This is a genomic window from Janthinobacterium sp. GW823-FHT03B06 (assembly GCF_058796955.1).
The window spans coordinates 348,366-374,982 of sequence record NZ_JBXAJE010000004.1 but is presented as its reverse complement, the minus strand read 5'-3'; the positions used below and the strand labels follow the sequence as shown (position 1 = coordinate 374,982).

Below are 26,617 nucleotides of genomic sequence, written 5' to 3'. Positions count from 1 at the left end.
TTATTCTCTATCATATGTTTGTATTTTTGCCATATATTATCATTGTTGAGCAAAGTGATGATTTTTGATCTGCTTTGACTATTATGTATCCCCACGAGAAAGAAAAAAAATCCTCGTACTTAGTCGATGTTTCAGCTGGTTGATCTAGTGATTTTGAAATTAACTTACTTAGATATTTTTTTTCATTGATCATGTCCGAGTGACTGGAGTCATAGCCAAGTCTATTGGTGATTCCATCTGTCCAGATTATTTCAATAATATAAAGAATTCCATTTTTAAATCTGAGATTTACTCTTGTTTCCAGATTGAGAAATTGAATATTTTGCATGCTATATGTTTCAAATTCATTTATTTTTCCAAAGCTTTCAAGAAAATTTATGTTTTTTATTTCTTTGATTGATGTGTTTTTGTTTACGTGAAAATTCTCATTTATTTCAATATCTCCAGTATTTTTATTTATATTCATTTACGGCCTCGGAAATTTAAATATTTTTGCGTTGGCTTTGAGTTTTGGTATGTCTGAATCATCAATAAAGTATTGGTTTCCTCCTCCTGCGCCTAGTAATGTATTTGCCAATGATTTTCCCGTGCCTGCACAGATATCTTCCGATAGTTTGAATGCTTGAACCTGATCTCTCATCGGTCGCGCCCCTGGAGTGTTTCCGGAATGTGAGATTTGCGTTAAATTATTGTATGCCAATGCGCTTCCATTTGCGGAAATAAGTGTCATTCTGTCGCTGTAATAATTTCCGGGTTTGGGACCGTACGGATAAAGGGAATATAAGATAGTCCCTTTTTTTAAAACAATATTTGTATATGCATCGACTCCTGGGTAGGGCGGCTTACCTTGCCATTTTGTTGCTGAAGCTGATGGATTTTTACCAATACAAGGATTGCATGGTGTGTTTTTTGCACATTTCTTTGCTAACCCTAATGGGTCACTCCAGCCAGTGGGATTTGGTGCATATGTATATGTATTTAATTCACCAAGCAAGCCAACTGGATCTTGGGTCACGTACCTGGCTACATCCGGATCATAGTAGCGGTAACGGTTATAAAACAGCCCCGTTTCCCCATCCTCATACTGCCCCTGAAACCGCAGCGGCTGCTTGATTTCTCCCTCGACGTGCAGCAAGCGTCCCCATGCCTTGTAGCGTCCGCTCCAGACCACGTTCCCTTGCGCATCCGTCAGTTCGCGCGGCGTGCCCAGGTGGTCGCAGTGGTAGTAGGTGATGCGGTCGTGCGCTGCCGCGCCGTCGGCTGCCGCCAGGGTATGCTGCCATGCGGAGACATGCAGCGCTTCGGTATCCGCTTGTTCTTGCGCAATCGCCGCTTGCAGTTCGGCATCGTGCCGGGTGGCGGGTAAATCCCACTGCGCCACGCGTGGCCGGTGTACGGCGCTTGCCTGTCGGCAGGCTGGCGAAGCGATCCTGGCCAGCGGCACGAAGCTGTCCGGCTCGTACAGGTATGTGACCGTCTCTTCGTGTCCAAGTTCCTGCGCCAGCGTGTCGCCGTCCCAGACGAAGAAGGTGGTGGCAGCGCTCGTGCGGGCGGGCTGGTCTTTGCTGATGTCTTGCTGCTTGCTCCAGCGTGCTTCTTCTACCCGCTTGGCGATGCGACGGCTGAAGGCGTCATAAAAGTAGCGGGCGCGGTGGCGCGACTGGCGCTCCATCCTGCTGGCGTGGCTGAGGCGGTTTTCGGCGTCGTAGTGCAGTTCCAGGTCGCTCCAGGTCGACTCCCTGCCTGGAGGATGGAAGCGCTTGCCGGTGGCGTTGCCTTGCTCGTCGTAATCGTAGTCGGTATCGCCATAGTTGTTCACGACGTTGCCGGGCGCGGGAGCCTTGTCGAGCAGATTGCCTGCAGGGTCGAAGGCGAAGCGTTCTGCCAGGCCCGGCTGCACGGCGGCCAGCAGCTGGCCGACGGGATCGTAGGTATAGCTGAGTTTGCCAAGCGGGCCGACAGCGGTGGCGCCTGTCTGAAAAATGGTTGTCAGGTTGCCTTGCGCATCGTATTCGAAGCGGCGTTCGCGTACGGGGGCGGGTGCGTCGGCGCCGCGCGCCAGGGTCAGCTGGGTGAGCCGCGATTGCGGGTCGTACAGGCGCGTGGCGAGCATGCCGCTGTTGCCCAGGGTGCGCTGTTTTTCGCGGTGCAGTTTGTCGCGCTCAACATCGACCACGGTCTGGCCTTGCCACAGCACGCCATGCCAGTGGCCGGAACCGTAGCGCAAAGTGTCGATGCGGCGGCCGTTCGGCATGACCGTCTGGATGCGGTTGCCCAGCTCATCATAGGCGTGCGTCATGACGAAACTGGCGTCCGGCGCGCGCGCGGTATTCGGCGGCCTGGCCGCTTCGGGCAGCGTTTGCAAAAAGCAGGCGCTGCGCTCTTCTATCAGCTGGCCCAGCGCGTCGTGGAAGAAACGCTGTTCCGCTTGCGGCGCGGACACGCCCGTCAGCCGCCCTAGCGCATCGTAGGCGTAGCGCACCACGCCATCCGACGTGGTCTTGACTGATAACAAACCGAGCGCGTCGCGCAGCAGTTCCGTGCGTTGCTTGCCGCACTCGGTGGCGCTCAGGTTGCCGGCCTGGTCATAGCTGTATTGCGTGCGCTTGCCGTCGAAGCCCGTTTCCGACGTCAGCCAGCCTTCCGTGTGATACGCGAGCCGGTAGCTTTCACCCTTGGCGTTGATCAATTCCGTCAGTTGCAGTGCGGCATCGTAGCGGTACTGCACCGTCTGGCCGATGGCGTCCGTGCGTTCCACGGGCAAGCCCTGGCCGTTGTAGTGGTAGCGCGTCTGCTGGCCGGCGCCATCCTCGTGCAAGACCAGATTGCCGTCCGCATCGTAGGCGTACTGTTCCCGGGTTTGATCGGGCGCCGTGAGGTGGATCAGCCGGCCCAGCGCGTCATACTCGTAGCGCGTGGCATGGCCCAGCGCGTCGCGCGTCGTTTCCAGCCGTCCCAGCGCATCGTAGGCATATTCGCTGGTGTGGCCGGAACAGTCCGTGTAGCTGGTAAGCCAGCCCTGGCGGTTATATTGAAAATGCTTGCTGCCGCCCCTGGCGTCGATCAGTTCCACCAGCTGGCCGCGCTGGTCGTAGCGGTAGCGCGTGACATGGCCCAGTGCATCCGTGATGCTGACGGGACGACCTGCCGCATCGTATTCGCGGCGTGCGGTGTTGCCCAGCGCATCCGTGAAGGCGACGGGCTGGTTCTGGCCATCGTATGCGATGTTGCTGCTGTTGCCCTTGGCATCGGTGCTGCGGGTCAGGTTGCCGGCGGCATCGTAGGCGTAGCGCGTGGCGGCGCCGTTGGCGTCGATATCGGCCAGCAGCATGCCATCGCGGTCCCACTCGCGCCGGCCCAGCGAGGCGGCCTTGCCGTCGATGACGCGGCGCACTTCGGTGACCAGCCAGTTGGCGTCGAATGTGTATTCGAGGACGCCGCCGTTTTCCGTGACGCGGCTGGTGTCGTTGTCCACGTAATCGATGCGCGTGTGCTCGCTGCCATCCCGGGCGCGCGTGGCGATGGCGCGCGCCTGGTAGCTGTTGGCCAAGCTGACGGGATGGCGCTGCGCCAGTTCCTGTTCGCTTAATGGCGAGCCGCGCCAGCGGGCGCGCAGCGCGTCCAGGCTGATCCATTCCAGCTCGTACGTAAAACCCGTGTAGCTGCTGCACGACGTGAGCAGGTGGTGACGATAGCTGTAGCGGCGCATGTCGCCCAAGGCATTCGACTGGCTGGCCAGGTTGTAGCGGGGCGCGAAGGGCGGCTGGCTACCGTCCGTTTCGCTGGCATAGGCGTAGCGGACATGGCAGAGCCGGCTGCCGTCCGCCAGCACTTCGTCAACCCGGCAGATGCTGCAGGACAGTTCTGTCTCGCCGCGCATGGCTTCGAGCACGCTGCCATCGTCGCTGCGCAGGCGCAGCAGTACTTCGCCCGGTTTGGCCTCCATGAAACGGTCGATGCTGATGCCGCGTCCATCGCGCCCTTCGCTGCGCACGAGCGCAAAACGCTGCGTGGCAATCGGCGCCGACGGGGCCAGCATGGCGTTGACGCCGTCGTAGCCGTGCGGCAGCCAGCCGCCTTCAGCGCGCGCGTAGCGGTCGCTGCTGCCGTCGCGCCACAGCACGGTAAAGGAGTCGGTGCCGTCGCGCGTGAGCGTAAAACCTTCCTTGCGGCTATCGTGCCGCTGGCCCGCTTCCAGGCCAGGCAGGCGCAGGGCGCGGCCGCTGTCGTCGTGCAACACGATGCCGGCGTCGCTCAGCGACAGGCTGGTGGTGTAGGGCGTGGACCAGCGTGCGCCCAGCAAGCCCCAGTCTTCGCATTCGGCGCCGGAGCGGTAGCAGCGCATCCAGGCGATGGGGATGCTGCGCTCGAGCGCGAAATCCGTCTGGTACAGGATTTCCTGGCCCGTACCGAAATGCACGGGCTTGCGGCCCTTGACGGGTTTTTTCGCGGGGCCGCTATCTTTCGGGCAGCAGTCGGAGGGCGGCTCCGATTTCGGTTCTTTCTTGCCACGGCTCTTGCCGTCGTCGCCGCCGTTTTTCGGGGGCGGTTTGTCGAATTTTTGGGGCGGCTTGTCCGGTTTCTTGCCGACCAGCTTGTCCTTGACCTTGTTGATCGTCGGCGCCGTTTTTTTGCCCAGGAACTTGCTCAGTATTTTTCCGCCGGGAAACTTGCTGAATACTGCCGCCTGCAATACGTTGCCGGCGATATTCATGCCGATGTCCGCGGCGGTATTGAACAAGTCAGGTGTCTTGCCTGTCAATATGTAGTCGGCCGCCTGGTCGAGTACCGTGGCAGAGGCTTCCACTGCCGTTCCACTGGCAACGGTCGCCGTGCCGGCAACGGCGCCTGCTGCCGCCCCGGCTTCCATCGCGGCGGCAACGGGGGCGCCCACTCCCGTTGCCGCCACGCCAACGCCAGCCACGCCCAGCACGGCGCTGCCTGTCAGGACGGTCCCGCCCGCGTCCACCAGGTCTTCGGCGGCGCCATGCATTTTCTTCGAGCCATGATCCTTGTAATCGTGTGCCGCCTCCCGTATCGCCGCCTTCAGTTCCTTGAGCACGGGCTTGGCCGCTTCCGCACCCCGCTCGTAAATCTTGCCCACGGTATTGCGCGAATTCATCCATACTTCGCGTCCCATCTGCACCAGGCTGGCGCCGTTGGCGCGGTGGATGGGGCTGGCGACCTTGGTGTCGACCTGCTTGCCGACGGTGCCGCTCTTGACGCCGCCCGCCTTGCCGGCCGCGTCGCCCTTGACGGTGGGAATGGTGCTGCGCTGGTGCAGGATGACGGGTTCGCTGTGCGACTTGACGTTGGGCGAGGCGTTCTGCGCTTCCGCAAACTCGCCGATGATGTTGTAGGGAATAGGCGGCGTGCTGGAGCCGACGGGCGTCTTGCAAATGTCGGGGCTGAGGCTGACGCAATAGAAGCGCGAGGCTTTGGTGACGGTTTCATTCGTCATTTGTCTTTACCTTGTTCGGCCGCCTTGCCCAGTGCTTCCTGGGCCTGTTCCAGCAGTTCGATGCGTGCGATCTGCGCCGGCTCCATCACGTGCAGCAGGCGCGACTCTACCTGGCCCGCGTCGGCCGGCACGATGGCGCGCCACACCAGTTCCACGCTGGCCGCCTCAGGATCGATCAGCACCGTATCGATGGCCAGGCGCCAGACGAGCAACAGGTCGTTCTTGTCCGCCAGCAGCAGGCACAGTACTTGTTGGGGCAGGGCGAAGCGCAGCACGGTGTTGCCGCGCGGGTCGATGCGGGCCGACGGATGGTCGTGGCGGCACAGATTGGTCAGCGTAAATTGTTCCAGTCCCGCCAGGTGCGGGCATTGCTGGTCGGGCGGCGTGCTGTTCCAGTACGCGAAATCGAAGTCTTCCGGTAACAAGGGGACTTCGTCGGCACCCCATGTGTCTTTTTCCACGATGTGTCCGGCCAGTGCGCGGCGCGGCAGCCAGCCACGGCCGATAACGGCCAGCCCCGCCGGCGCGGGCAGCTCTTTGCCGCCCGCGCCTTGCCAGAACTGGGCGGCCGTACATGGCTGCGACGGCTGCGTGATGCGCGGTGCTGGCACCTCATTGATCTGTTTCGCATCCAGGTACCAGTGCCGCGCAAAGCCGCGCCCCAGCGGATTGGCCTGGCAGGTATCATGCTTCGCCGCGTTGCAGTCGTCGGCCTTGATGCGGCATTGCCCGCCATACGCATAGGCATAGTGCAGCGGCAATTGCAGGAACGGTTCCGGCGTGGACAAGTGCCACGGATTGGGCCGAAGCAAGCCCGCCGTGGCGACGCGGGCGCAGCCTTGGGCCAGGCGGGTGAGGATGCTTTTCTTGCGGAAGGCCCGCTCGCCGCACACCTGCAAGGTCTTGTCGATCAGGGTCTTCTTTTTTGACTGTACTTTCAAATTGACGAGAAATTGCGGCATGGCCTGCCCGTGCGGCGCGTGCGCCACGCCATTGACGATCACGTCGCAGCGCGGCTTGTAGGGCGCGAAGTCGCTCTCCTGCACGGTGCCCGCCTGCGTGTCGTCGTGCAAGTGCCGGTCTTCCGTGGCCAGCGGCGACTGGCGTGCCATGGGCAGCAGGCTGGCCACGCCATCCTCGCCGCAGGGGCCCAGGGTGTAGCCCATGCGCGCCACCACCACATGAAAGGCCTCGCCGAATTGATCAACCATGTCGAACTGGCTGGCCGCGTGCGGCGTGCGGTTGTCGAACAGCAGGTTGGGAACGTTGAAATGGGCGGTGCCGGCGTCGTTCATCGTCAGCCCGGATTGTTGTCGATGTCGTCGCCGTGGATCTGCACCTTCGATCTGCCGCGGATGATGATTTCATCGGCAACCAGTTCAATGCGCCCCGGCGTGATGGTGATGCTGGACGTGCCCACCGTCATCGTGTGCGAATCGGTGGCCGTGAGTGTGCTGTCGGCGCCGACGATGACGCTTTTCGCCAGGCCGATCTGCTCGGCCTGCGCCAGCACCACGGTGGTGTTCATGGCGCCGATGACGGTGGTCTGGTAAGCGGCGCCGATGGTCAGCACCTTGGCCAGGCCGATCGTTTCGTCCTTGGCCAGGGTCACCCGTTCCGAACGGTGGCCGTCGATCTGCACCTGCTCGTTGCCGCCCACGTGTTCGCGGCGGTTGTCGCCGATGTCGATGTGTTCGTCATGGTCGACGCGCTCCCTGCGGTTGTTGTGCACGGTGATGTCTTCATCGCGGTCCACCGTCTCCGTGCGGTCGCGCTTGACGTGCACGGTTTCATCGCGGTCGACGGTTTTGCGCCGGTCGTTGCCGACCCAGTGCGATTCGTCATGCTCGACTTCGATGCGCTGGTCCTTTTCCGCATGCAGCCACAGCTCTTCCGCATCCTTGCGGTCTTCGAAGCGCAGGGCGTTGGCGTGCGCGGCGGAACCTTTTTTTGACGAGCGGCTCAGCATGCCGCTTTGCGTCTTGTTGGCCGGTAGCTCCCATGGCGGCATGTTGCGCGCGTTGTAGACGCAGCCGATGATGATGGGCATGGCGACGTTACCGTCGAGAAATTGGACGGCCACTTCCATGCCCACCCGGGGCAGGCTGATGTGGCCGAAATTCGGGCCGGCCCAGTTCGATATCACCCGTATCCAGGGTGAACTCTTGTCGTCGAAGGTACCGAGTCGGTCCCAGTGGAATTGCACCTTTACCCGTCCGTAACCATCCGTGTGGATTTCCTCGCCGGGCGGCCCGACCACGGTGGCCGTCTGCACGCCGTAGATCTTCGGTTCGCGGCTATGGAAGTTGCGACCGGGGCGCCAGGGGATGTCACGGGCGATGCAGGTGAATGTGTTGCTGTAGTGAGAGGTGGCGCCGTGTCCCTGCTGATAGTTGTTGCTGGCGTAGTGGTGCACGGACAGGATGAGGTATTCGCTGGCTGCGCTGTCGAAATGCCCGCCCAGGGTGAACCAGCGTCCCGGTTGCGCCGTGCGGTCGTTGCCCTGCGCCTCGAACAGCTGGCCCTGGGCATCGCGCTCTTCCATGCGGCGCTGGGCCAGCTGCTCGCCATCATCGATGTTTTTAAAACCGTAGCTGCCCGTGTTTTCATATACCTCCAAGGCGGGCACGGCGCCTTGCCGGTTCAATGAGTCGCGGCTGGCGCGGGCGCTGCGCGGATTCTTGAAATTGAAGCTGGCTACCGTCATTTGGCTTGGGGCCATGCGCCGCACCGTGCTCCATTGATGCACGCCATCGTCTTCCAGGGAACCGGCCTGGTGCTGGAAGGGCATTTCGCTCAGATCGCCATCGATGGGCTTGCCGGTGGTGCTGTCGTCGGACAGCCACAAGGTGTGGCCGTCAAAGCGGTGTTCGTAGCGGTAGTGCCATCCCAGCTGCTCCCAGTGGCGGTGCAGCAGGTTGTGGTCGCTCTCGTTGTGCTGGCATGTATAGGTAATGGCGGGGTCCAGGCCGCTGGCGGCCAGCTTGTAGTCGCGCATCAGGTAGTCATCGAAGACCTTGTCCGTCAGCGCCGCCACCGTCAAGCCGTGGAAGGCGACATTGTTTTGCCGCAAGTGCAGGTGCGCCAGCCATGGTTCCAGCACCATTTCATAGAAAGCAAAACCGCCGTCCGTGCGCAGGAAGCGGAATTCGAACACATAGCCATTGAAGTAGCGCAAGGTGCCGTCTTCGCGCACCAGTTCGATGCTCACCATCTTGCCCATGACTTTGTCGAGGGCGATGCAGGCGTCGTCGGACAATACTTCCACCACGTAGGAAAAATCGCGCGACAGGCTTTCGCTGGCGGCCAGGCTGTTGGCCAGGAACTGGACGCCGGCAGGGCCGTCGCCATGCGGAAAGTGCAGGCGCAGCAGGCGCTGGCCCTGCATGTCGCCCACTAATGCCGTCCATGCCGCCGTCGTATCGGGGAACTGGCTCATCGCGCATCGCTTCACGGTAGGAATCGTTGGCCGACTGTAGCAATAGCGAACACAAGCGTTTTTGCGCGGCAACAAGATTCAATCGTTGAGTGAAGGCATCAATTGCATTTCGTAATGCATGTCGTCGCGGTGGCGCGGCGTTGCCGCATCGCCGAGAAAGCTGTTGCGGCCGAGGTCAGCTTGCCCGGCGGCCGTCAACGTCGTCCCCCGCACATCGCTGGCGCGCAGCACCAGCACGATGTCGTAGCGCACGAGCGGCTGGCGGAACAGCATCAGCATGTGCCGCAGTGCCACGCTGGCCGGGGCGCGCGGCAGGAAGCTGGCGTGCTGTTCCGCGGTGAGCGGGCCGAGGCGCAGGCGCACGGCCAGGTCGGGGCGGCGGCAGCGCTCGCCGACGGTGGCGCGCTGGCCCAGCACGGCGTTTGCCATGCCCAGCGCCGTTTGTTCGCGCGGCGCCAGCACGTCCATGGCGCCCGTCGCCTCGTCGATATGGCAGGGCACGCCGAAGTGGTCGGCGAGAATGCGCGCCATGACGACGGACGAGATGTTGCGCTGCTGGAGCAAGCCGCTGTACAGGCCGGCGGCGGCCTCGTCCTGGCTCGGGCGGCATGCGGCCAGGGCCAGCAGGCGCGTCAGGAAGTCCCCGCTGTGGCCGGCTTGCTCGATGCGGTATTTTTGCCAGGCCTGGTAAAACAGGACGACGGTGCGGCTGGAAAACAGGTCGAGAAAAGCGCGCGGGCTATTCTCGCGTTCGCTGTACTGGTGGGCGGCAATGCGCTCCGAGTAGTGGCTGGGCAAGCTGCCCTGGCAACCCAGCAGGCCCATGAAGGCGGGCGTGATGTGGATATGGTGTACATGACCCGACAGCAGCGCTTGCAGCAAGGCATCGGCGTCGGCGATGCCGCTTGTCGTGAGCGTCTCGACCTGGCTGGCGGGAAAGCGCAGCGAGACGCTATTGTCGAAGCGCATGACCTTCACCAGCGCCGTGTGTTCATCGATGCCGTGTTCGGCCAGCCAGGCCAGCAGCAGGCGCAGCACCTGGAAGCACTCGAAGCGCTGCGGCGCGTCGAGCAATTGCTGGATCACGCTGGCGTGGCGTCGGCGCTGCGTTCTGGGCATCGTAGGATTTCCTCGCCGCTGCGATGGGACAGCAGCGTCAGTTGGCTAAAGCAGTTGAGCTGGCTGTTCAGGGCGAAGTAGCGCTGCAGCACCTGCGCGAAGATGTACACGCTGCTGCCGACAAACGCTTGCTCGTCAATGCCCAGGCGGATGGCGATGCCGGGCATCAGGGTGGGAAACGGCACGGTTGGCATCCACGCGCGCGTGCTGCCGTGCTCGAGCGTGACGATGCCCTGGATCAGCCGTTGCGTGGTGGGCGAATGGGGCAGGTCGTACAGACTCAGCATTTTCTGGAAGTCGCCCAGGCCAGCCTGCGTCAGGCTCGAGTAATTGAGCGACAGGTGCGCAATCAGGCGCCAATGCGTGTCCGCCAGGAAACGCATGCTGGGCGTGGGCTTGCGCAGGAAGCGCGCGGGGATGCCGTCGGGCACGTCTTCGGCCAGCAGGTCGCCGCTGGGCGAGCCATAGTGCAGCTGCGTGGGCAAGTCGCGGTTGCTGCACAGCAGCTGCGTCGAAACGGTGGCGCAGGCCGCGCTGCCCGGCGAAAACTGCGGGTCGATCAGGCTCAGGCGCATTTCATGGCCGGGGCTGACGGCCGCCACGGCTTCGTCGCGGTGCGCCAGCCAGTATTGGCCATGCTCAGTCCGAGAACCCTGCAGCGTGGCATACAGCGGCAAGAAGGTGCTCAGACGCTCGCCGGCCTCGTCCTTGCGCACCAGGGTGACGGTCTCGATGCTGTGGATGTCGTAGGCAAACGCATGCGTGGCATCGGCCACCAGCGCGTAGTCGGGCTCCGTGTGCGTGAGGCGGATCGGCACGCCGGACTTGGCAAACAGGTTGACGACGGGCGTGCAGCCGGGCAGCAGGTTGTCGCGGCTGACGCCGGACAGGAGCCGCGCCTCGTGGCTGTCGCTGCGCACGCCTTTGAGCGGCAGGTGCAAGGTGAACTGGCGGCACTGTTTCGGCAGCAAGGCGGCCAGCAGGGACCAGGCGACATCGATGAAATGGAATTTTTCCGGGAAGGCGAAATACTCGGTCAGCAGGCGCAGGGCCGGGTGCGAGCGGGCGGAAACGGGGATCAGCGCATCGTCGTCGGCATAGCCGGCCGGCGCCATCGGCGTGCCGTCGACGGCCAGCCACGGACTGTGTTCGTCCAGCGCCACATACGCGCCCATGCCGCGCAGGAACAGGGCGTCGAGCAGGGCCGCGCGCACGGACGGTTCGCCATCGGCAAACAGGCGCAGGCTGGACAAGCCGGCCTGGTCCAGTTGGTAGTTGTCGCTGCTGCTGGTGAACTGAATGCTGAGCAAGGCGCTGGCGCCGGCGGGCAGGCGCAGGCCGGGCGGCGCGTCGATGAGCGGCGAAAAATGCAGGCGAGAAATAGCCAGCGGCGCCAGGGTCACGTCATACGCGCTGGTGAATTTGCAGGCCACGCCCTGCACCGGCTGCGAGCGCAGCACGGTGCCGCGCGCCACATGTGCCACCTGGGCCAGCTGGCCGCCGCCCGGCGCTTCGTCGGCGGCGATGCGCACGATGGAGCACGAAGGAAAGGGCCGCAGATAGTGCGGGTACAGGCTGTCGAGCAGGGAATGGGTGAATTGCGGATAGGCGTCGTCGAGGCGCTTGGCGACCCTGGCCGTGAGCAGGGCGACGGACTGGATCAGGCGCTCGACGTGCGGGTCTTCGCACGTCTCGCCGGCGATCAGCAGGCGCCCGGCCGCCTTCGGATAGCGGCTGGAAAACTCGCGCGTGTACTGGCGGAACAGGCCCAGCTCACGCTCATAATACGGCAGCAGTTGTTCCACGGTCGCGCTCTCCGCCAGCAGGAAAGCTTCATGCTGGCATCAGGCGCGACGGTGGGTGTTGATGAGAAACAATGATTCTTAGAAATGGTATTCCGCGCGTATCATCGGCGTCTTCGCCGTCTGGCCCACGTTGCCCGTGGTGGCGGGCGAGTTGCCGAACTTGTTCTTCCAGTACTGGTATTCCAGGCCCACGCGGAAGGTGTTCTTGGCGCTGCCCAGGGCCGCGCCCACGTCGTACATCACTTGCATGTCGATATTTGTTTCCACGGCCGTGTCGCGCCCCACTTCATCCTTGCCTTTCGAGTCGATGAGGTTGAAAAAGCCTTCGAACGAGAACAGCGGCGACAAGGGGATGGCCCAGGCGCCCGTCAGCATGGCGTGCGTTTTATACGTGTAGCGGCCCGTCACTTGCGAGATGGGCGGGAAGGCGCCGCTGGGGGCGTTGCTTTCGCGCAGCAACAGCAGGCTGGTGTTGAAGAAGCCGGGCACATCCCACATCAGGGTCGGGCCGGCCACCAGCATACGCTTGCGCGAGTTGTAGCCGACGTCATTTTTCGTGTTGACGTCGAAGCCCAGGGTCACGCCGACGCCGCGCACGGGGCCGAACTTGATGTCGCTGCCGCGCACCTTGCCGATGTCGATGGTGTTGCGGTACACCAGGTAGGCCTCTTGCGCGCCGGACGTTTTACCGAGCGCGCCGGGGTCCTTGCTGTCGGACATCAGGAAGTCCAGGTTGACGAAGTTGCTGCCGTATTTGTAGCCGCTGGCGTGCGTGATGGCAAAGATGTTTTTCTTGATGTCGTCCGGGTTGAACGGCTCGCGGTAGTCATTGCCGGCGCGCCAGCTCAGCGCGGTATCGCTCCATTCGGCAGCCTGGGCGGTCGCGCCCACGCCCAGGGTGGTAGTGAGGCAGAGCAACAGACAAGGTAGGTTTTTTGGCACTTTCGGCTCCTGATGGCGGTGTTGGAAAACGGGAACTGGGATGGCTGGGCGCAGGGGGGAACCCACTGGCGCGCAGGTAGCGCTGCGGTGAGGCATTGCGCGCCGTTCAATCCATGATGCGAGAAGCGCCGCGCTGGGCGATATGTCTTATCTGCATACTTACTATCAGTTCTTGCATATAATCATCGCACCTTCTCAGCCTTGCGGGGCAAGGCGGCCGCTGTAAAGCTGATAATTTTTTTCAAAATTGTATACAGGTGTTGTTTTTTTGTGGAAATAGAAATGCGCGCCGCCACACCATCCCCCAAGCGCCGCGGATGCCGATACGATAGAGACAAGAGCTTGAATTTTTCCACCGGCGATGATGCCGGCGACCCCGCAGCGAGGCACGAAAAAAACAATGACGGCACGCCTGGAATTACACGACATCAGCAAGCGCTATCCGGCCGTGGTGGCCAATGACGGCATCGACCTCACCGTCGCGCCCGGACAAATTCACGCCGTGCTCGGCGAGAACGGCGCCGGCAAATCGACCTTGATGAAAATCATCTACGGCGCCGTGCAGCCCGATGGCGGCCGCATCCTGTGGAATGGCCGCGAGGTCGAGATCGCCAACCCGTCGGCCGCGCGCGCGCTGGGCATCGCCATGGTGTTCCAGCACTTTTCCCTGTTCGATACCTTGACGGTCACGGAAAACATCGCCCTCGGTTTGCCCGCCGGCACCAACATGGCGGAGCTGGCCCAGCGCATCGAAGACACTGCGCGCCAGTACGGCCTGGACCTGGAACCGCAGCGCCACGTGCACACGCTGTCCGTCGGCGAATGCCAGCGCGTGGAAATCGTGCGTGCCTTGCTGGCCAAGCCGCAACTGCTGATCCTCGATGAGCCGACGTCCGTGCTGACGCCGGGCGCCGTGGAAAAACTGTTTGGCACGTTGCGCCAGCTGGCGGCCGAAGGCTGCAGCATCCTGTACATCAGCCACAAGCTCGACGAGATCCGCGCCCTGTGCCATACGTGCACCGTGGTGCGCGCCGGCAAAAATGCAGGCGTGTGCGACCCTTCGCAAGAGTCGGCGGCCAGCCTGTCGCGCATGATGATCGGCGCGGAGCCGCCCGCCGTCACGCGCGTGGCGCGCGCGCCCGGCGCGGCCATGCTGAGCGTGCGGCAGCTGGATTTGCCGAAGAGCCACCCGTTCGCCACGCAATTGATCGACATCCATTTCGACGTGCGCGCGGGCGAGATCGTCGGCATCGCTGGCGTGTCCGGCAATGGCCAGCAGGAATTGCTGGCCGCCCTGTCGGGCGAGGACCTGCGCGCGGCTCCGGCCAGCATCGTGCTGAACGGCACGCCTGCCGGGCGCTTGCCGCCGGGACGCCGGCGCGCCCTCGGCTTCGGCTTCGTGCCGGAAGAGCGGCTGGGACGCGGCGCCGTGCCCGACATGGGGCTGGCCGACAACGTCTTATTGAGCTTGCAGACCCCCGCCACCATCCGCCACGGCTTCCTGCGCCGTGGCGCGATCGCGCAGCGGGCGGCCGCCATCATCGCCCGCTTCCAGGTGAAGGCGGGCGGGCCGCAGGCGCTGGCGCGCAGCCTGTCGGGAGGCAACTTGCAGAAATATATAGTCGGGCGCGAAGTCATGCGCGAGCCCACGGTGCTGGTGGTGGCGCAGCCGACCTGGGGCGTGGACGTGGGCGCGGCCGCGCAAATCCGCGCCGAACTGCTGGCGCTGCGCGACGCTGGCTGTGCCTTGCTCATCGTGTCGGAGGAACTCGATGAGTTGTTCGACATCAGCGACCGCCTGCTGGTGATGGCAAAAGGAAAGATTTCACCGTCGCTCGACGTGGGCGAGGCCAGCGTGGATCTCGTTGGGCAATGGATGAGCGGGCTGTGGCCGCAGGAGGCTGCCCATGGCTAAGTTTGCCTTGCGCCTGGAAGCCCGTCCTGCACCGTCGCGCCTGATGTCGTGGATGTCGCCCGTGCTGGCCGTGCTGCTGACCGTGCTGTGCGGCGCGCTGCTGTTTATCGCGCTGGGCCACGATCCCTTGGCGGGCCTGGCCGTGTTCTTTGTCGAACCCTTGCGCGACGCGCATGGCTGGTCCGAGCTGGGTCTCAAGGTGGCGCCCCTGCTCTTGATCGCCGTCGGCCTGGCCATCTGCTTTCGCGCCAACATCTATAACATCGGCGCGGAAGGCCAACTGACCCTGGGCGCCATCTGCGGCGGCGCGGCCGCCTTGTACCTCGACGATGGCGTGGGCGGCGCGGCCATCATCGGCATTTCCCTGCTGGCCGGCATGGCGGGCGGCATGGCGTGGGCGGGCCTGGTGGCCTGGCTGCGCGACCGCTACAACGCCAGCGAAATCCTCGTCTCGCTGATGCTCGTCTACATCGCGCAATTGCTGCTCAGCTATCTCGTGTACGGCGTGCTGCGCGATCCGGAAGGATTTAATTTTCCGCAGTCGAAACTGCTATCGGACGGCTTGCTGTTGCCGATGGTGATCAGCGACACGCGCTTGCACGTGGGTATCGTGTTTGCCTTGCTGGCCTCGCTGGGCGGCTGGCTGTATCTGTCGCGCAGCATTGCCGGTTTCCGCCTGCGCGTGGGCGGCATGGCACCGGCCGCCGCCCGGTATGCGGGCTTTTCCTCGCGCAAGACCTTATGGTCGTCGTTGCTGATCTGTGGCGCCCTGTCGGGCCTGGCGGGCGCGTGCGAAGTGCTGGGGCCGATGGGGCAGCTCACGCCCACCGTGTCGCCCGGCTATGGCTTTGCCGCCATCATCGTCGCCTTCGTGGGGCGGCTGCATCCCGTGGGCGTGATTTTCTCCAGCTTCGTCATGGCCCTGTTCTATATCGGCGGCGAACTGGCGCAGTCGCGCCTCGGTTTGCCCAGCGCCATCACGGGCGTGTTCCAGGGCATCCTGCTGTTCGCCTTGCTCGCCTGCGACGTGCTGATCCAATACAAACTGCGCTGGAGGAAACATGGATAACCTGGCCCTGACGATAGCGCCCTTGATTGCCGCCAGCATCAACGCGGGCACGCCGCTGATGCTGGCCGCGCTCGGTTTATTGGTGAATGAAAAGGCGGGCGTGGTGAACCTGGGCGCGGAAGGCATGATGCTGGTGTCGGCCATCACGGGCTTTGCCGTGGCCGTCAACACGGGCAGCCCCACCCTGGGCTTTCTGGCGGGTGCGGGCGCCAGCATGGTGCTGTCCGGCTTCTTTGCCTGGCTGACCGTGTGGCTGGGCACGAACCAGTACGCGACGGGCCTGGCTTTATCTCTGTTCGGCGCGGGCGCGTCCACGTACATCGGCCTGAAGTACGTGGGCAACAGCTTGCAGAACGGCCGCTTCGGCATCCCTTTCCTGGAAGATATTCCCGTGCTGGGGCCGGCCCTGTTCCGCCAGCATCCGATGGTGTATCTGTCCCTGCTGCTGTGCGTTGCCATCGCCTGGTTTTTGTACCGCACGCGGGCAGGATTGGTGCTGCGCGCCGTGGGCGAGTCGCCAGCGTCCGCGCATGCGCTCGGCTATCCCGTGCGGCGCATCCGCCTGGCGGCCGTGCTGTTCGGCGGCGCCTGCTGCGGCCTGGCCGGCGCGTTTTTGTCGCTCGTGTACACGCCGCTGTGGGTCGAGGGCATGGTGGCGGGACGGGGATGGATCGCGCTGGCGCTGACCACGTTTGCCACCTGGCGTCCGGCGCGCGTGGTGGGCGGCGCCTACCTGTTTGGCGGCATCACGATTCTGACGTTCCACGCGCAGGCGCTGGGCGTGCCCATCGCGTCGCAACTGCTGTCGATGCTGCCGTATCTGGCAGCCATCGTCGTGCTCGTGCTCATTTCCAGCAATGCCAATTACATCAAGCTCAACATGCCCGCTTCACTGGGGAAAAATTTCAATCCTGGAAATTAATCACTCACCACAAGGAAAACCATGTCCAAGAAACTAGTATGCGCTGCCGTTTGCAGTGTTGTTTTGATGCCCGTCATGGCTGCCGCACCGGCCACCGTTCCGCTGAACGTCGGCTTCGTGTATATCAGCCCCATCGGCGACGCGGGCTGGACCACCCAGCACGACCAGGCGCGCAAGGAAATGGAAAAGGCGCTGGGCAACAAGATCAGCACCAGGTTTGTGGAAAACGTGCCGGAGAGCGCCGATGCGGAACGGGTGATCCGCGACCTGGCGCAAACGGGCAGCAAGCTGGTCATCACGACTTCGTTCGGCTACATGAATCCCACCTTGAAAGTGGCGAAACAATTTCCTAATGTGAAGTTCATTCATTTGACGGGATACAAGACGGCCGTCAACGTGGCCAACACGAATGCCCGTTTCTACGAAGGCCGCTATCTGGCTGGCGTATTGGCGGGCAAGATGAGCAAGACCCACGTGGCCGGCTACGTGGCGGCGTTTCCCATCCCGGAAGTGTTGCAGGGAGTGAACGCCTTCACGCGCGGCATGCGCAGCGTCGACCCGAAGGCGGAAGTGAAAGTGGTGTGGGTCAATAGCTGGTTCGATCCGGGCAAGGAACGCGACGCGGCCATCACCCTGATCGGCCAGGGCGCCGACGTGGTCACCCACCACACGGACTCGACCGCCGTGGTGCAGGCGGCGGAAGAGAAGGGCAAGTATGCGATCGCCTACCACTCGGACATGAAAAAGTACGGGCCGAAGGCGCAGCTGGCCGCCGTCACCCACCACTGGGGCGACTACTACACGAAGCAGGCGCAGGCCGTGCTGGACGGCACGTGGAAGTCCAGCAGCACCTGGGGCGGCATCAAGGATGGCATGGTCAAGCTGGAAGGCATCAATGCGGCCGTGCCTGCCGACGTGAAACAGTTTGTATTGGCGCGCGAGAAAGACTTGGTTGCTGGTAAGCTCAATCCTTTCAGCGCGCCGATCAAGGATAACGATGGCAAGGTGCGCCTGGACAAAGGCGTGCTCGATGATGCGGCGCTGACGAAGATGGATTATTTTGTCGAAGGCGTGGCAGGGAAAGTTTCCGGAAAGTAATAGGGTTGCGTATAAACTTGCTGTAATATTGCCGGAAACGGGAGCCAGGCCGGGGATACATGCGCGTTCCCGGCCCACCCACACAGCAGAGCCTAATAGGCCCGTACCGGAGATTGACCCATGGACAGACTGGAAGTATTCAAGATTATCGCGTTGCAAGCGAGCAAGGGCGAGCTGACGTTCCCCGCCAACGTCAAGGCCACCTTGAAGCTGCAGGAAGCGCTGGACGACCCCGATTGCCATATCGAAGCGGCCGCCCGCATGGTCATGGCCGAGCCGCTGCTGTCGGCGCGGGTCGTGGCATTGGCCAACTCGGCCGCCTACAACCGTTCCGGCAATGAAATCGCCAATGTGCGCGCAGCCGTTTCGCGCCTGGGCTTTGCCACCTTGAAATCGATGGTGGCGTCCGTCATCGTGCGCCAGCTGGGCAGCCAGATCACGGACCCGCAATTGCGCGCCAAGGCGGCCAGGCTGTGGGAACATACGGCCCACGTGGCCGCGCTGAGCCAGGTGATCGCCCGGAAAGTCACGCACGTGGATGTGGAAACGGCCATGTTTGCCGCCATCGTGCACGAAGTGGGCGGCTTTTATCTGCTGTCGCGCGCCGAGGAATATCCGGGCCTGCTCGATGACAATACCGAAGACTGGATCGAATACGGCGAAAAGCTGATCGGCCGCGGCGTGCTGCGCCAGCTGCAAGTGCCCGACATGGTCTTGCAGGCCGTGGAAGGCATGTGGCACGGCGGCAGCACGTTCCCGCCCCGCACCTTGGGCGCGACCCTGGTGCTGGCCAACGATCTGTCGCCCGTCGGCTCGCCCCTGCACCCGCCGGAAAGCGCCGCGCGGCGCCAGGCGGCGGCGAAGATCGATTTCGGTATCGGCGGCAGCACCCTGCATACGATACTCGAGGAATCGGCCGAAGAGATCGAATCGCTGGCGGCCGCCTTGCTCGTGTAATTTACTCGGCCATGACATCCCCGCCTTGCCGCGGGGATTTTTTTCGTCCGCATTTTGCAGCGCCTGCCCCATGGCATACAATCGCCGGCCCGGCTATCCGCCGGACTGAATGTCTCCTCTTATCCAAAGGATCTTATGCAGAAGCTGTTTTCTTCCCTGGCCTTGACTGCGCTGGCGTTTTCCGCCCAGGCCGCTACCGGTTTGCCCGTGGTGCAGGAAGCGCCCTTGCGCGCCCACCTGGCCTTCCTGTCCAACGATTTGCTCGAAGGCCGGGGCACGGGCCAGCGCGGCGCCGACCTGACGGTGGCGTACCTGGAAACCCAGGCGCAGATGGCCGGACTGCAACCCGTGCGCGGCAACAGCTACCGCCAGAGCGTGCAAATCGCCGGCGTGAAGTCGCTGCCTGCCGAAAGCAGCCTGCAGGCCGTGGCCGGCGGCAAGCCCGTGCCGCTGGCGTTCGGCCCCGACTGGGTGTGGGCCACGGGCGACTCCGTTGCCGCGCACACCTTCGACGCACCGCTCGTGTTCGTCGGCTACGGCATCACGGCGCCGGAAGAGGGCTGGAACGATTTCAAGGGCGCCGATGTCAAAAACAAGATCGTCGTCATGATGGTCAACGACCCGCAGCCGACCGCGCTTGATCCGAACCGCTTCGCCGGCAAGGCGCTGACCTATTACGGCCGCTGGACCTACAAATTCGAGGAAGCCAGGCGCCAGGGCGCGGCGGGCGTATTGCTGATCCACACGAAACCGTCCGCCTCGTACGACTGGAGCGTGGTGCAGAACAGCTGGAGCGGCAGCGAACGCTTCCAGTTGGCCGATCGCACTGCCGGTACGCCCCTGCAGGGCTGGATCGCGGAAGACGCGGCGCGCCGGCTGTTTGCGGCGGGCGGCCAGGACCTGGACGCCTTGCGCGCCAAGGCGGAAAGCAAGGATTTCCAGGCCGTCGCCTTGAACGCCAAGCTGTCGGGCGAGATGAAGTCCATCGTGCGCAAGGTGGAGCAATTCAATATCGCCGGCATGGTGCCGGGCACCGACCCGGCATTGAAAGATGAAGCCGTCATCTACAGCGGTCACTGGGACCACCTGGGCAAGCAAGGTGACGCTGGAGACACGATTTACAACGGCGCCGTCGACAATGCCTCGGGCACGGCCGGCTTGCTGGCCATGGCGCAGGAAGCGGTGAAAAAGCCGGCGAAGCGCACGCAGATCTTCCTGTGGGTGGCGGCTGAAGAGCAGGGTTTATTGGGCAGTGCCGCCTATGCGGCCGATCCGCTGTGGCCTTTGAACAAGACGGCCGCCGCGCTGAACCTGGACAGCCTGAATTTCGTCGGCGCCACGCACGACATCGGCGCGCAGGGCAGCGAGCGCACGGAACTGGGCGCGATTGCCGCCACGGTGGCCAAAGCCATGGGCATGCACATTGCTGCCGCGCGTCCCGACCTGGCCGGCGGTTATTTCCGCAGCGACCATTTCAGTTTTGCCAAGGCGGGCGTGCCCGCGTTTTCCATCAATGGCGGACGCGAGTACATCAAGGACGTGGCGGCGTCGAAAGCCAAGGCGGCCGCCTACGGCCCCCGCTACCATCAAGTCACCGATGAGTACGATGCCAGCTGGGATTTGTCCGGCATGACGCAGCAGGCGCAATTCACCCTGAACCTGGGGCAGGCCGTGGCAAATGGCGCGAAGATGCCGGCCTGGAAGGCGGGCGATGCGTTCGGCAAGGCGCGCGGGCCAGCCGCGAAATAAGACGTGGTCTGTGCATGCTTTGTCGGGTTACGCGCGGCCTCGCCGCGCCTCGGCGGCCCCGCTAATCCGACCTACGCCTGTTCGCTTGGAGCAAGTGCGTAGGTCGGGTTAGCGCGTCAGCGCGTAACCCGACAACATTGTTGGCCCCGCAGCCCCACAGCGCCGGATCAAGCCGCCCGTTCCAGCCTGCGCTGCTTATGCCGGTACTTGCCCCACACCAGCAGCAGCAACAGCGGCATGGCGCCGCCGACCATGCACAGGGCGGGCCAGCCGCCGGCGGCAAAGCTGGCGCTGGCCAGGGCCGAGCCTGCCGACGCGCCGATGAAGCCGCCCGCGATGAAGACAGTGGTGACCCGCGCCCGCGCATGCGGAGCCAGTTTATAGATGATCGACTGGTGCGTCACCTGCAAACCCATCACGCCCATGTCCAGCAGCACGATGCCGATCAACAGCAGCACCAGCGAATGGGCGCCGAAGCCGATCAGGGCCCAGCCCGCGATCGAGGCGACGGCCAGCAGCCACGTGGCCTGGCGCGCATAGCCGCGGTCGGCCATGCGGCCCGCCGTATTCGCGGCAAAGGCGCCCGTGGCGCCGGCCAGGCCGAACAGGCCGATCTGCATTTCCGAATAGTGGTACGGCGCGCCGCTGAGCAAGAAGGTCAGGCCCGTCCAGAACACGCTGAAGGTGCCCAGGCCCAGGCCAGAGAACAGGGCGCGCTGGCGCAGCAAGGGTTCCTGGCGGATGATGTCGGCCAGGGAAGCCATCAGCTTGCCGTATTGCAGCGTGCCGCGCGGCGCCTCGTTCGGCAGGATGCGGCGCAGCATGACGAGCAGGGCCGCCACGACGATGGCGGCCAGCACGTAGACGGTGCGCCAGCCGCCGCTGATCTGCGACACGGTGCCGGAGACGGTACGCGCCAGCAAGATGCCCAATAATAATCCCGTCATGACGGTGCCCACCATGCGGCCCCGGCTGTGGTCGGGCGCATACGACGCCACCATGGCCGTGACCACCATCAAGGCGCTGGCCGTGATCCCCATCAAGACGCTGGCGACGGCAAAGACGATAATATTCTGGCTGGTGGCGGCCAGCAGCAGGGCACCGATCTTGGCAATCAGCATCCACGTCAGCAACTGGCGGCGGTTCAGCACGTCACTGAGGGGGACCAAAAACACGATGCCCAGCACATAGCCGATCTGCGTGGCCGTGACCAGGTAGCCCGCTTGCGGCACGCTCACGCCAAACGAGGCGGCCAGCATGGACGTGAGCGGCTGCACATAGTACAGACTGGCTACGAGCACGCCGGCGGACAGGGCGAACAACAGGATGCGGGTGGAGCTCAGCAGGGTGCTGGCGTCGACATTCGATGGTGCGGATTTCATGCGGTACAACTTTCTTGGAATGATGCTTTTGGATGAGCATGATAGCGGGGCTGCGCATTTCTTGCCGGGCGCGGCCGATTTTGTGACTGGACGCGAGCAAAAAAATCCCGGCGATCGTTGCCGACGGCCGGGAAAAGGGTATTTGGGGAAATACCGAGGAAGACAGTGAAGTTACTGCGCGCGCGCCAGCTCCGCATGCACTTGCGCCGTGATTTCATACGAGCGCAGCCGGTGCTGGTGCTCGAAGATTTGCGAGGTGATCATCAGCTCGTCGGCGCCCGTTTCGGCGATGAAGGCGGCCATTTTCGCTTTCACCGTGTCCGGCGCGCCGATGGCCGTGCAGGACAGGACGGAATCGAGCATGGCGCGTTCCTGCGGGCCCAGCTGTTCCAGGTAACCGGGCACGGGCGGCTGCAAGCGCGACGGGCGGCCCGTGCGCAGGTTGACGAACGCCTGTTGCATCGACGTGGCGCGCAGGTGCGCCTCGGCATCCGTGTCGGCGGCAAAGACGTTAAAGCCCAGCATCACGTACGGTTTCGCCAATTGCTTCGACGGCTTGAAGTGTTCGCGGTAATAGGCCACGGCTTGCATCATCATCTGTGGCGCGAAGTGCGAGGCGAACGCATACGGCAAGCCCAGGTGGGCGGCCAGCTGGGCGCCAAACAGGCTGGACCCCAGTATCCACACGGGCACTTTCGCGCCCTTGCCGGGCACGGCCAGCACGCGCTGGCGCGGCTCGTCGGACATATAGTCGATCAATTCCAGCACGTCCTGCGGAAACTGTTCCGCGTCGGACTGCAAGTCGCGGCGCAGCGCGCGCGCCGTCGTCTGGTCGGAGCCGGGCGCGCGGCCCAGGCCCAGGTCGATGCGGCCCGGGTGCAGCGCTTCCAGCGTGCCGAACTGTTCCGCGATGACGAGCGGCGAGTGGTTCGGCAGCATCACGCCGCCCGCGCCCACGCGAATGGTCTTGGTGCCGGCCGCCACATGGGCGATGACGACGGCCGTGGCGGCGCTGGCGATGCCGGGCATGCCGTGGTGTTCGGCCAGCCAGTAGCGGTTGTAGCCCCAGCGTTCGCCGTGCTGCGCCAGGTCCAGCGTGTTCTTGAACGACTGGCTGGCGTTGCTGCCTTCGGCGATGGGCGCGAGGTCGAGTATGGAAAATGGAATCATGGTAGCGATATCGGGACGTGGTGGAAAATCACAATGGACGATTTGTCTATCCCCTGACGACAACAGGGTCGGCCTTGAAAGCGGCAGGGATGACAGGCTGTGCACATGATAATGCGAATCGGGAATTTGCGTACTGATCGGTAAAAAACTCGTCTCGACGGGAAACCGGTGTTGAGCGACCCTGGAAAATATTTGCAGACTGTGGAACTTTTGTTGCCAGTGCCAGTCTTAAGAATTCGTGTCTTAAGAATGCGAAACATCATGTATTGCAAGCAACTTGCCAAGCCCGACGGGCGCCAGCTGACCCTGTACAGCCGGCGTCCCATCGTCGTCGCCGGCGTTGCACCGAGTCCCTTCCCCGAGCCGCAGGAGGCCAATCCGCACTTGCGCTGGCATCCCTTGCGCGGCGAATGGGTGGCGTATGCGGCTTACCGCCAGGGCCGCCCCTTCCTGCCGCCGGCCCGGTACAACCCGCTGGCACCCACGCGCGATCCCGCGCAGCCGACGGAATTGCCTGCCGGCGACTACGATATCGCCGTCTTCGACAACCGCTTTCCCACCCTGGCGCCGCACGCCCATGATCCGCCCGACTTGACGGTCGCCACGGCGCCCGCCCGCGGCCATTGCGAAGTGGTGGTGTTCGCGCAGGATGCCGGCGCCTCGCTGGGCACGCTGGCGCCCGGCCACATCGCCTTGTTGCTGCAGGTGTGGGGGGAGCGCACGGCACAGCTGGCCAGCCGGCCAGGCATCGCGTACGTGCTGCCGTTCGAGAACCGCGGCGCGGAAGTGGGCGTGACCCTGCACCATCCGCATGGCCAGATCTACGCCTACCCCTTTGTGCCGCCCGTGCCGGCGCGCATGCTGGAGCAGGAACACGCATATTTCGCCAGCCATGGCCAGGCCCTGCTGGTGGACATGGCGCGGCGCGAAGCCGATGGCGGCGCGCGCCTGCTGTACCTGGGACCGGAGGCGATCGCCTTTGTGCCCGCCTGCGCCCGCTATCCGTATGAAGCGTGGGTGATGCCGCTGCGGCAGACGGACAGCTTCGCGGCCTTGTCGGCATTGCAGCGCGACGACCTGGCGCGCGCCCTCAAGACCGTGCTGCTGAAATACGACGGCTTGTGGCAGCGCGCCATGCCTTACCTGATGGCCTGGTACCAGGCGCCGCCGGACGGCCGCGCGCATCCGGAAACGCAGCTGCACGCACAGTTTTATCCGCCGTATCGCACGCGCGAACGGCTCAAATATCTGGCCGGCACCGAGCTGGCCGCCGGCATGTACGCCATGGATGCCCTGCCCGAGGAATCGGCGCGGCAGCTGCAGCAAGTGCGCGTGGCATGGGAAATGGCAGAGGAAATCGCATGAACTGGAATGTCGAACTGGAAATTGCGCACAAACTGGCGCAGATGCGTGGCTGGCTGGAACAGGAAAAGGCCGGCGCGTTGCGCCTGCGCGGCGTGGACTGGTTCGCCTGGGCCACGGCCGGCGCGTCGGGCAGCACCTGCCAGACGGCCGAGTGCGGCTGTGCCGAGGTGCTCGTCACGCGCGATGCGGCCTACATCCTGACCGATGCGGCCGAGGCGCAGCGGCTGCGCCAGGAAGAGGTGCGCGGCTGCTGGACCTGGCAAGTGACGCCGTGGATGCAACCCCGGCTGGCCGAATTGCGCGAGCATTTCGTGCAGCATGCGGCGCAGGGGAGGCCCGTGCTGTGCGACCGGCCCGGCCTGCACGAGCGCTGCCTGCCCGTCGCCCTGCGCGAGGAGCGCCTGCCCTTGCTGGCGCCGGAACAGGCGCGCTACCGCGAAGTGGGGCGGCTGGCCTCCGCTGCCGCCAGCGAGGCGCTGCGCGCCGCGCGGCCCGATTGGAGCGAGCAGGAACTGGCCGGCGCCTGCGCCCGCGCCCTATGGTCGCGCGGCCTGCATGCCGTGTACGTGCTGGCGGCCGGCGCCGAGCGCTTCGAGCGCTACCGGCGCGCGCCGCCCGCCGCGTCGCCGCTGGGCGAACGGGCCGTGCTGGCGCTGTGCGCGCAAGGTTTTGGCCTGTGCGCCAGCCTGAGCCGCCAGCGCCGTTTCCGTCCCGCGCGCGACGGCATCGGCGAAGCCGACGCGGCCATCCTGGCGCTGGAAGCGGTGGCGCTCGATGCCTGCGTGGCGGGGCATGCGCTGAGCATGGTGTATCACGCGCTCGACAGCGCCTATGCCTATGCGGGGCAGCCCGATACGGTGCAGGAATTCCGGCAGGGCGGCATCGCCGGCTACCGCGCGCCCGAGGTGGCCGCCGGCGCGCATACGGAAATCGCCCTGAAGGACGGCATGGCCGTGGCCTTCCATCCCAGCCTGCCCGGCAGCATGGTGGAAGACACTTTCCTGCTCAGCGGCGGGCGCCTGCACAACCTGACTTGCGATCCCGACTGGCCGGCGGCAACGGTGCAGGGACGGCGGCGTCCGCTGACCCTGGAAGTGCAATGATTACCCCCGACGCGTATTTCGGCGCCGTCCCCGTGGCGGCGGCCTCGGCGCCCGGACGGGTCAACCTGCTGGGCGAGCATACGGACTACAACGATGGCTACATGCTGCCGTGCGCCACGCCGCAGCGCACGCGGGTGATGCTGGCGCTGGCCGCCGACGGGCATCACCAGTTCTATTCCGCCACCCTTGACGAACTCGTGCGTTTCGAGCGCCAGAGCGCCGCACCGCCCGGCTTTGGCCGCTACCTGGAAGGCTGCATACGCCTGCTCGAGGAGCGCGGCGTCGCGGTGCCGGCCGTGCGCGGCCATATCGATTCGGACGTGCCGCCGGGCGCCGGCCTGTCGAGCAGCGCCGCGCTGGAGATCGCCATGCTGCGCGCGCTGCGCCAGTTGCTGGGACTGCAGATCGATGACGTGTCGCTGGCGCTGATGGGGCAGCAGGCGGAAATCCGCTACGCGCAGGTCAATTGCGGCGTGATGGACCAGATGGCATGCAGTCTGGCCGACGAACATCACATGCTGCTGCTCGACGCACGCACCCTGCGCCATGAACTGCTGGCGCTGCCCCATGACAGCGAGGTGCTGGTCATCGACAGCGGCGTGCCGCGCACTCTGGCCGGCAGCGCCTACAACGTGCGGCGCGCCGAGTGCGAACAGGCGGCGCGCCTGCTGGGCGTGGCGGCACTGCGCGACGTGCGCGAGCCGTCCGTGGTGGAAGGCTTGCCCGAGCCGTACCGCCGCCGCGCGCGCCACGTGGTCAGCGAAAACCTGCGCGTGCTGCAGGCTTGCGGCCAGCATGGTCCCGTGCGCTTCGGCCAGCTGATGGCGCAGTCGCACGCCAGCCTGCGCGACGATTACGAGGTATCGCTGCCGGTGCTCGATGCGCTGGTGGCGCTGCTGTCGGCGCAGTCGGCCGTGTACGGCGCGCGCCTGACGGGCGCCGGTTTTGGCGGCGCTTGCGTGGCCCTGTGCCGCAAGCAATGCGCGGCCAGCGCGGGGCGTACGGTGGTACAGCGCTTTAACGCTTTGGGACGCCACGCACGCATGCTGGTTCCGCTCGACTGAGCATGGTTTGATCCTGCTCATGCATCACCGCCCAAGCCCCATACGGCGGAACTTGCC

At 64.0% G+C, this 26,617-nt stretch carries 18 protein-coding genes; 9 read left to right on the top strand and 9 right to left on the bottom strand.

Going from position 1 to position 26,617, the window contains the following annotated elements; translation table 11 throughout:
- Positions 1-10: 10 nt before the first annotated feature.
- From AC1RBA_RS16360 to AC1RBA_RS16330, 7 genes are all read right to left on the bottom strand, one after another.
- A complete protein-coding gene (locus AC1RBA_RS16360; protein WP_141749853.1) occupies positions 11-466 on the bottom strand; it encodes a hypothetical protein in 456 nt (151 codons plus the stop codon).
- Complete coding sequence (locus AC1RBA_RS16355) at positions 467-5,461, bottom strand: RHS repeat-associated core domain-containing protein (protein WP_492419115.1); 4,995 nt, start codon at positions 5,459-5,461, stop codon at positions 467-469.
- Positions 5,458-6,756, bottom strand: a complete 1,299-nt coding sequence (locus AC1RBA_RS16350) for a DUF2169 family type VI secretion system accessory protein (protein ID WP_492419113.1) — start codon at positions 6,754-6,756, stop codon at positions 5,458-5,460. The genes AC1RBA_RS16355 and AC1RBA_RS16350 overlap by 4 nt, the downstream gene beginning before the upstream one ends.
- Before the next feature lie 2 nt (positions 6,757-6,758).
- Complete coding sequence (locus tag AC1RBA_RS16345; RefSeq protein ID WP_492419111.1) at positions 6,759-8,900, bottom strand: type VI secretion system Vgr family protein; 2,142 nt, start codon at positions 8,898-8,900, stop codon at positions 6,759-6,761.
- A 78-nt stretch (positions 8,901-8,978) separates the two neighbouring features.
- Positions 8,979-10,019 (bottom strand): type VI secretion system baseplate subunit TssG, encoded by a 1,041-nt coding sequence (gene tssG / locus AC1RBA_RS16340; protein ID WP_492419109.1) that lies wholly within the window; start codon positions 10,017-10,019, stop codon positions 8,979-8,981.
- Entirely contained in the window at positions 9,983-11,824 is a 1,842-nt protein-coding gene (gene tssF, locus AC1RBA_RS16335) for a type VI secretion system baseplate subunit TssF (protein WP_492419107.1), read from the bottom strand. Before tssF ends, tssG begins: the two co-directional genes overlap by 37 nt.
- A gap of 78 nt (positions 11,825-11,902) precedes the next feature.
- A complete protein-coding gene (locus AC1RBA_RS16330) occupies positions 11,903-12,742 on the bottom strand; it encodes an outer envelope protein (RefSeq protein ID WP_227742111.1) in 840 nt (279 codons plus the stop codon).
- A gap of 424 nt (positions 12,743-13,166) precedes the next feature.
- On the opposite strand from AC1RBA_RS16330, the gene AC1RBA_RS16325 reads away from it, so the two are divergent.
- The 6 genes from AC1RBA_RS16325 (at position 13,167) to AC1RBA_RS16300 (ending at position 20,476) form a co-directional block, all read left to right on the top strand.
- A complete protein-coding gene (locus AC1RBA_RS16325; RefSeq protein ID WP_492419105.1) occupies positions 13,167-14,681 on the top strand; it encodes an ABC transporter ATP-binding protein in 1,515 nt (504 codons plus the stop codon).
- Positions 14,674-15,750, top strand: a complete 1,077-nt coding sequence (locus tag AC1RBA_RS16320; protein WP_492419103.1) for an ABC transporter permease — start codon at positions 14,674-14,676, stop codon at positions 15,748-15,750. The genes AC1RBA_RS16325 and AC1RBA_RS16320 overlap by 8 nt, the downstream gene beginning before the upstream one ends.
- On the top strand, positions 15,743-16,672 hold the full coding sequence (locus tag AC1RBA_RS16315) for an ABC transporter permease (protein ID WP_071079119.1): 930 nt from the start codon (positions 15,743-15,745) through the stop codon (positions 16,670-16,672). Before AC1RBA_RS16320 ends, AC1RBA_RS16315 begins: the two co-directional genes overlap by 8 nt.
- 21 nt (positions 16,673-16,693) lie before the next feature.
- Positions 16,694-17,770, top strand: a complete 1,077-nt coding sequence (locus AC1RBA_RS16310) for a BMP family ABC transporter substrate-binding protein (protein WP_492419102.1) — start codon at positions 16,694-16,696, stop codon at positions 17,768-17,770.
- A gap of 120 nt (positions 17,771-17,890) precedes the next feature.
- The gene (locus tag AC1RBA_RS16305; RefSeq protein ID WP_070218149.1) at positions 17,891-18,727 is read left to right on the top strand and encodes an HDOD domain-containing protein; all 837 of its coding nucleotides are present in this window, start codon (positions 17,891-17,893) and stop codon (positions 18,725-18,727) included.
- A 135-nt stretch (positions 18,728-18,862) separates the two neighbouring features.
- The gene (locus AC1RBA_RS16300) at positions 18,863-20,476 is read left to right on the top strand and encodes a M28 family peptidase (protein WP_492419100.1); all 1,614 of its coding nucleotides are present in this window, start codon (positions 18,863-18,865) and stop codon (positions 20,474-20,476) included.
- Between the two features lie 167 nt (positions 20,477-20,643).
- Here the strand turns inward: AC1RBA_RS16300 and AC1RBA_RS16295 are convergent, their stop codons facing one another.
- Entirely contained in the window at positions 20,644-21,858 is a 1,215-nt protein-coding gene (locus AC1RBA_RS16295; RefSeq protein WP_492419098.1) for an MFS transporter, read from the bottom strand.
- Between the two features lie 171 nt (positions 21,859-22,029).
- Positions 22,030-23,028: an LLM class flavin-dependent oxidoreductase gene (locus tag AC1RBA_RS16290; protein ID WP_070218146.1), complete on the bottom strand. Its 999-nt coding sequence runs from the start codon at positions 23,026-23,028 to the stop codon at positions 22,030-22,032.
- A gap of 261 nt (positions 23,029-23,289) precedes the next feature.
- Here AC1RBA_RS16290 and galT point away from each other — a divergent pair, with 261 nt between their 5' ends.
- Genes galT through galK form a run of 3 tightly spaced genes read left to right on the top strand, consistent with a single transcriptional unit; the run spans position 23,290 to position 26,560 of the window.
- On the top strand, positions 23,290-24,393 hold the full coding sequence (galT, locus tag AC1RBA_RS16285) for a galactose-1-phosphate uridylyltransferase (RefSeq protein ID WP_492419096.1): 1,104 nt from the start codon (positions 23,290-23,292) through the stop codon (positions 24,391-24,393).
- Positions 24,390-25,496 (top strand): M24 family metallopeptidase, encoded by a 1,107-nt coding sequence (locus AC1RBA_RS16280; RefSeq protein WP_070218144.1) that lies wholly within the window; start codon positions 24,390-24,392, stop codon positions 25,494-25,496. Before galT ends, AC1RBA_RS16280 begins: the two co-directional genes overlap by 4 nt.
- The gene (galK, locus tag AC1RBA_RS16275; RefSeq protein ID WP_492419094.1) at positions 25,493-26,560 is read left to right on the top strand and encodes a galactokinase; all 1,068 of its coding nucleotides are present in this window, start codon (positions 25,493-25,495) and stop codon (positions 26,558-26,560) included. The genes AC1RBA_RS16280 and galK overlap by 4 nt, the downstream gene beginning before the upstream one ends.
- Positions 26,561-26,617: the final 57 nt, after the last annotated feature.

Coding starts and splice junctions, on each gene's coding strand:
- AC1RBA_RS16360 (WP_141749853.1), bottom strand. CDS start 466: ATGAATATAAATAAAAATACTGGAGATATTGAAATAAATGAGAATTTT.
- AC1RBA_RS16355 (WP_492419115.1), bottom strand. CDS start 5,461: ATGACGAATGAAACCGTCACCAAAGCCTCGCGCTTCTATTGCGTCAGC.
- AC1RBA_RS16350 (WP_492419113.1), bottom strand. CDS start 6,756: ATGAACGACGCCGGCACCGCCCATTTCAACGTTCCCAACCTGCTGTTC.
- AC1RBA_RS16345 (WP_492419111.1), bottom strand. CDS start 8,900: ATGAGCCAGTTCCCCGATACGACGGCGGCATGGACGGCATTAGTGGGC.
- tssG (WP_492419109.1), bottom strand. CDS start 10,019: ATGCCCAGAACGCAGCGCCGACGCCACGCCAGCGTGATCCAGCAATTG.
- AC1RBA_RS16325 (WP_492419105.1), top strand. CDS start 13,167: ATGACGGCACGCCTGGAATTACACGACATCAGCAAGCGCTATCCGGCC.
- AC1RBA_RS16320 (WP_492419103.1), top strand. CDS start 14,674: ATGGCTAAGTTTGCCTTGCGCCTGGAAGCCCGTCCTGCACCGTCGCGC.
- AC1RBA_RS16315 (WP_071079119.1), top strand. CDS start 15,743: ATGGATAACCTGGCCCTGACGATAGCGCCCTTGATTGCCGCCAGCATC.
- AC1RBA_RS16310 (WP_492419102.1), top strand. CDS start 16,694: ATGTCCAAGAAACTAGTATGCGCTGCCGTTTGCAGTGTTGTTTTGATG.
- AC1RBA_RS16305 (WP_070218149.1), top strand. CDS start 17,891: ATGGACAGACTGGAAGTATTCAAGATTATCGCGTTGCAAGCGAGCAAG.
- AC1RBA_RS16300 (WP_492419100.1), top strand. CDS start 18,863: ATGCAGAAGCTGTTTTCTTCCCTGGCCTTGACTGCGCTGGCGTTTTCC.
- AC1RBA_RS16295 (WP_492419098.1), bottom strand. CDS start 21,858: ATGAAATCCGCACCATCGAATGTCGACGCCAGCACCCTGCTGAGCTCC.
- AC1RBA_RS16290 (WP_070218146.1), bottom strand. CDS start 23,028: ATGATTCCATTTTCCATACTCGACCTCGCGCCCATCGCCGAAGGCAGC.
- galT (WP_492419096.1), top strand. CDS start 23,290: ATGTATTGCAAGCAACTTGCCAAGCCCGACGGGCGCCAGCTGACCCTG.
- AC1RBA_RS16280 (WP_070218144.1), top strand. CDS start 24,390: ATGAACTGGAATGTCGAACTGGAAATTGCGCACAAACTGGCGCAGATG.
- galK (WP_492419094.1), top strand. CDS start 25,493: ATGATTACCCCCGACGCGTATTTCGGCGCCGTCCCCGTGGCGGCGGCC.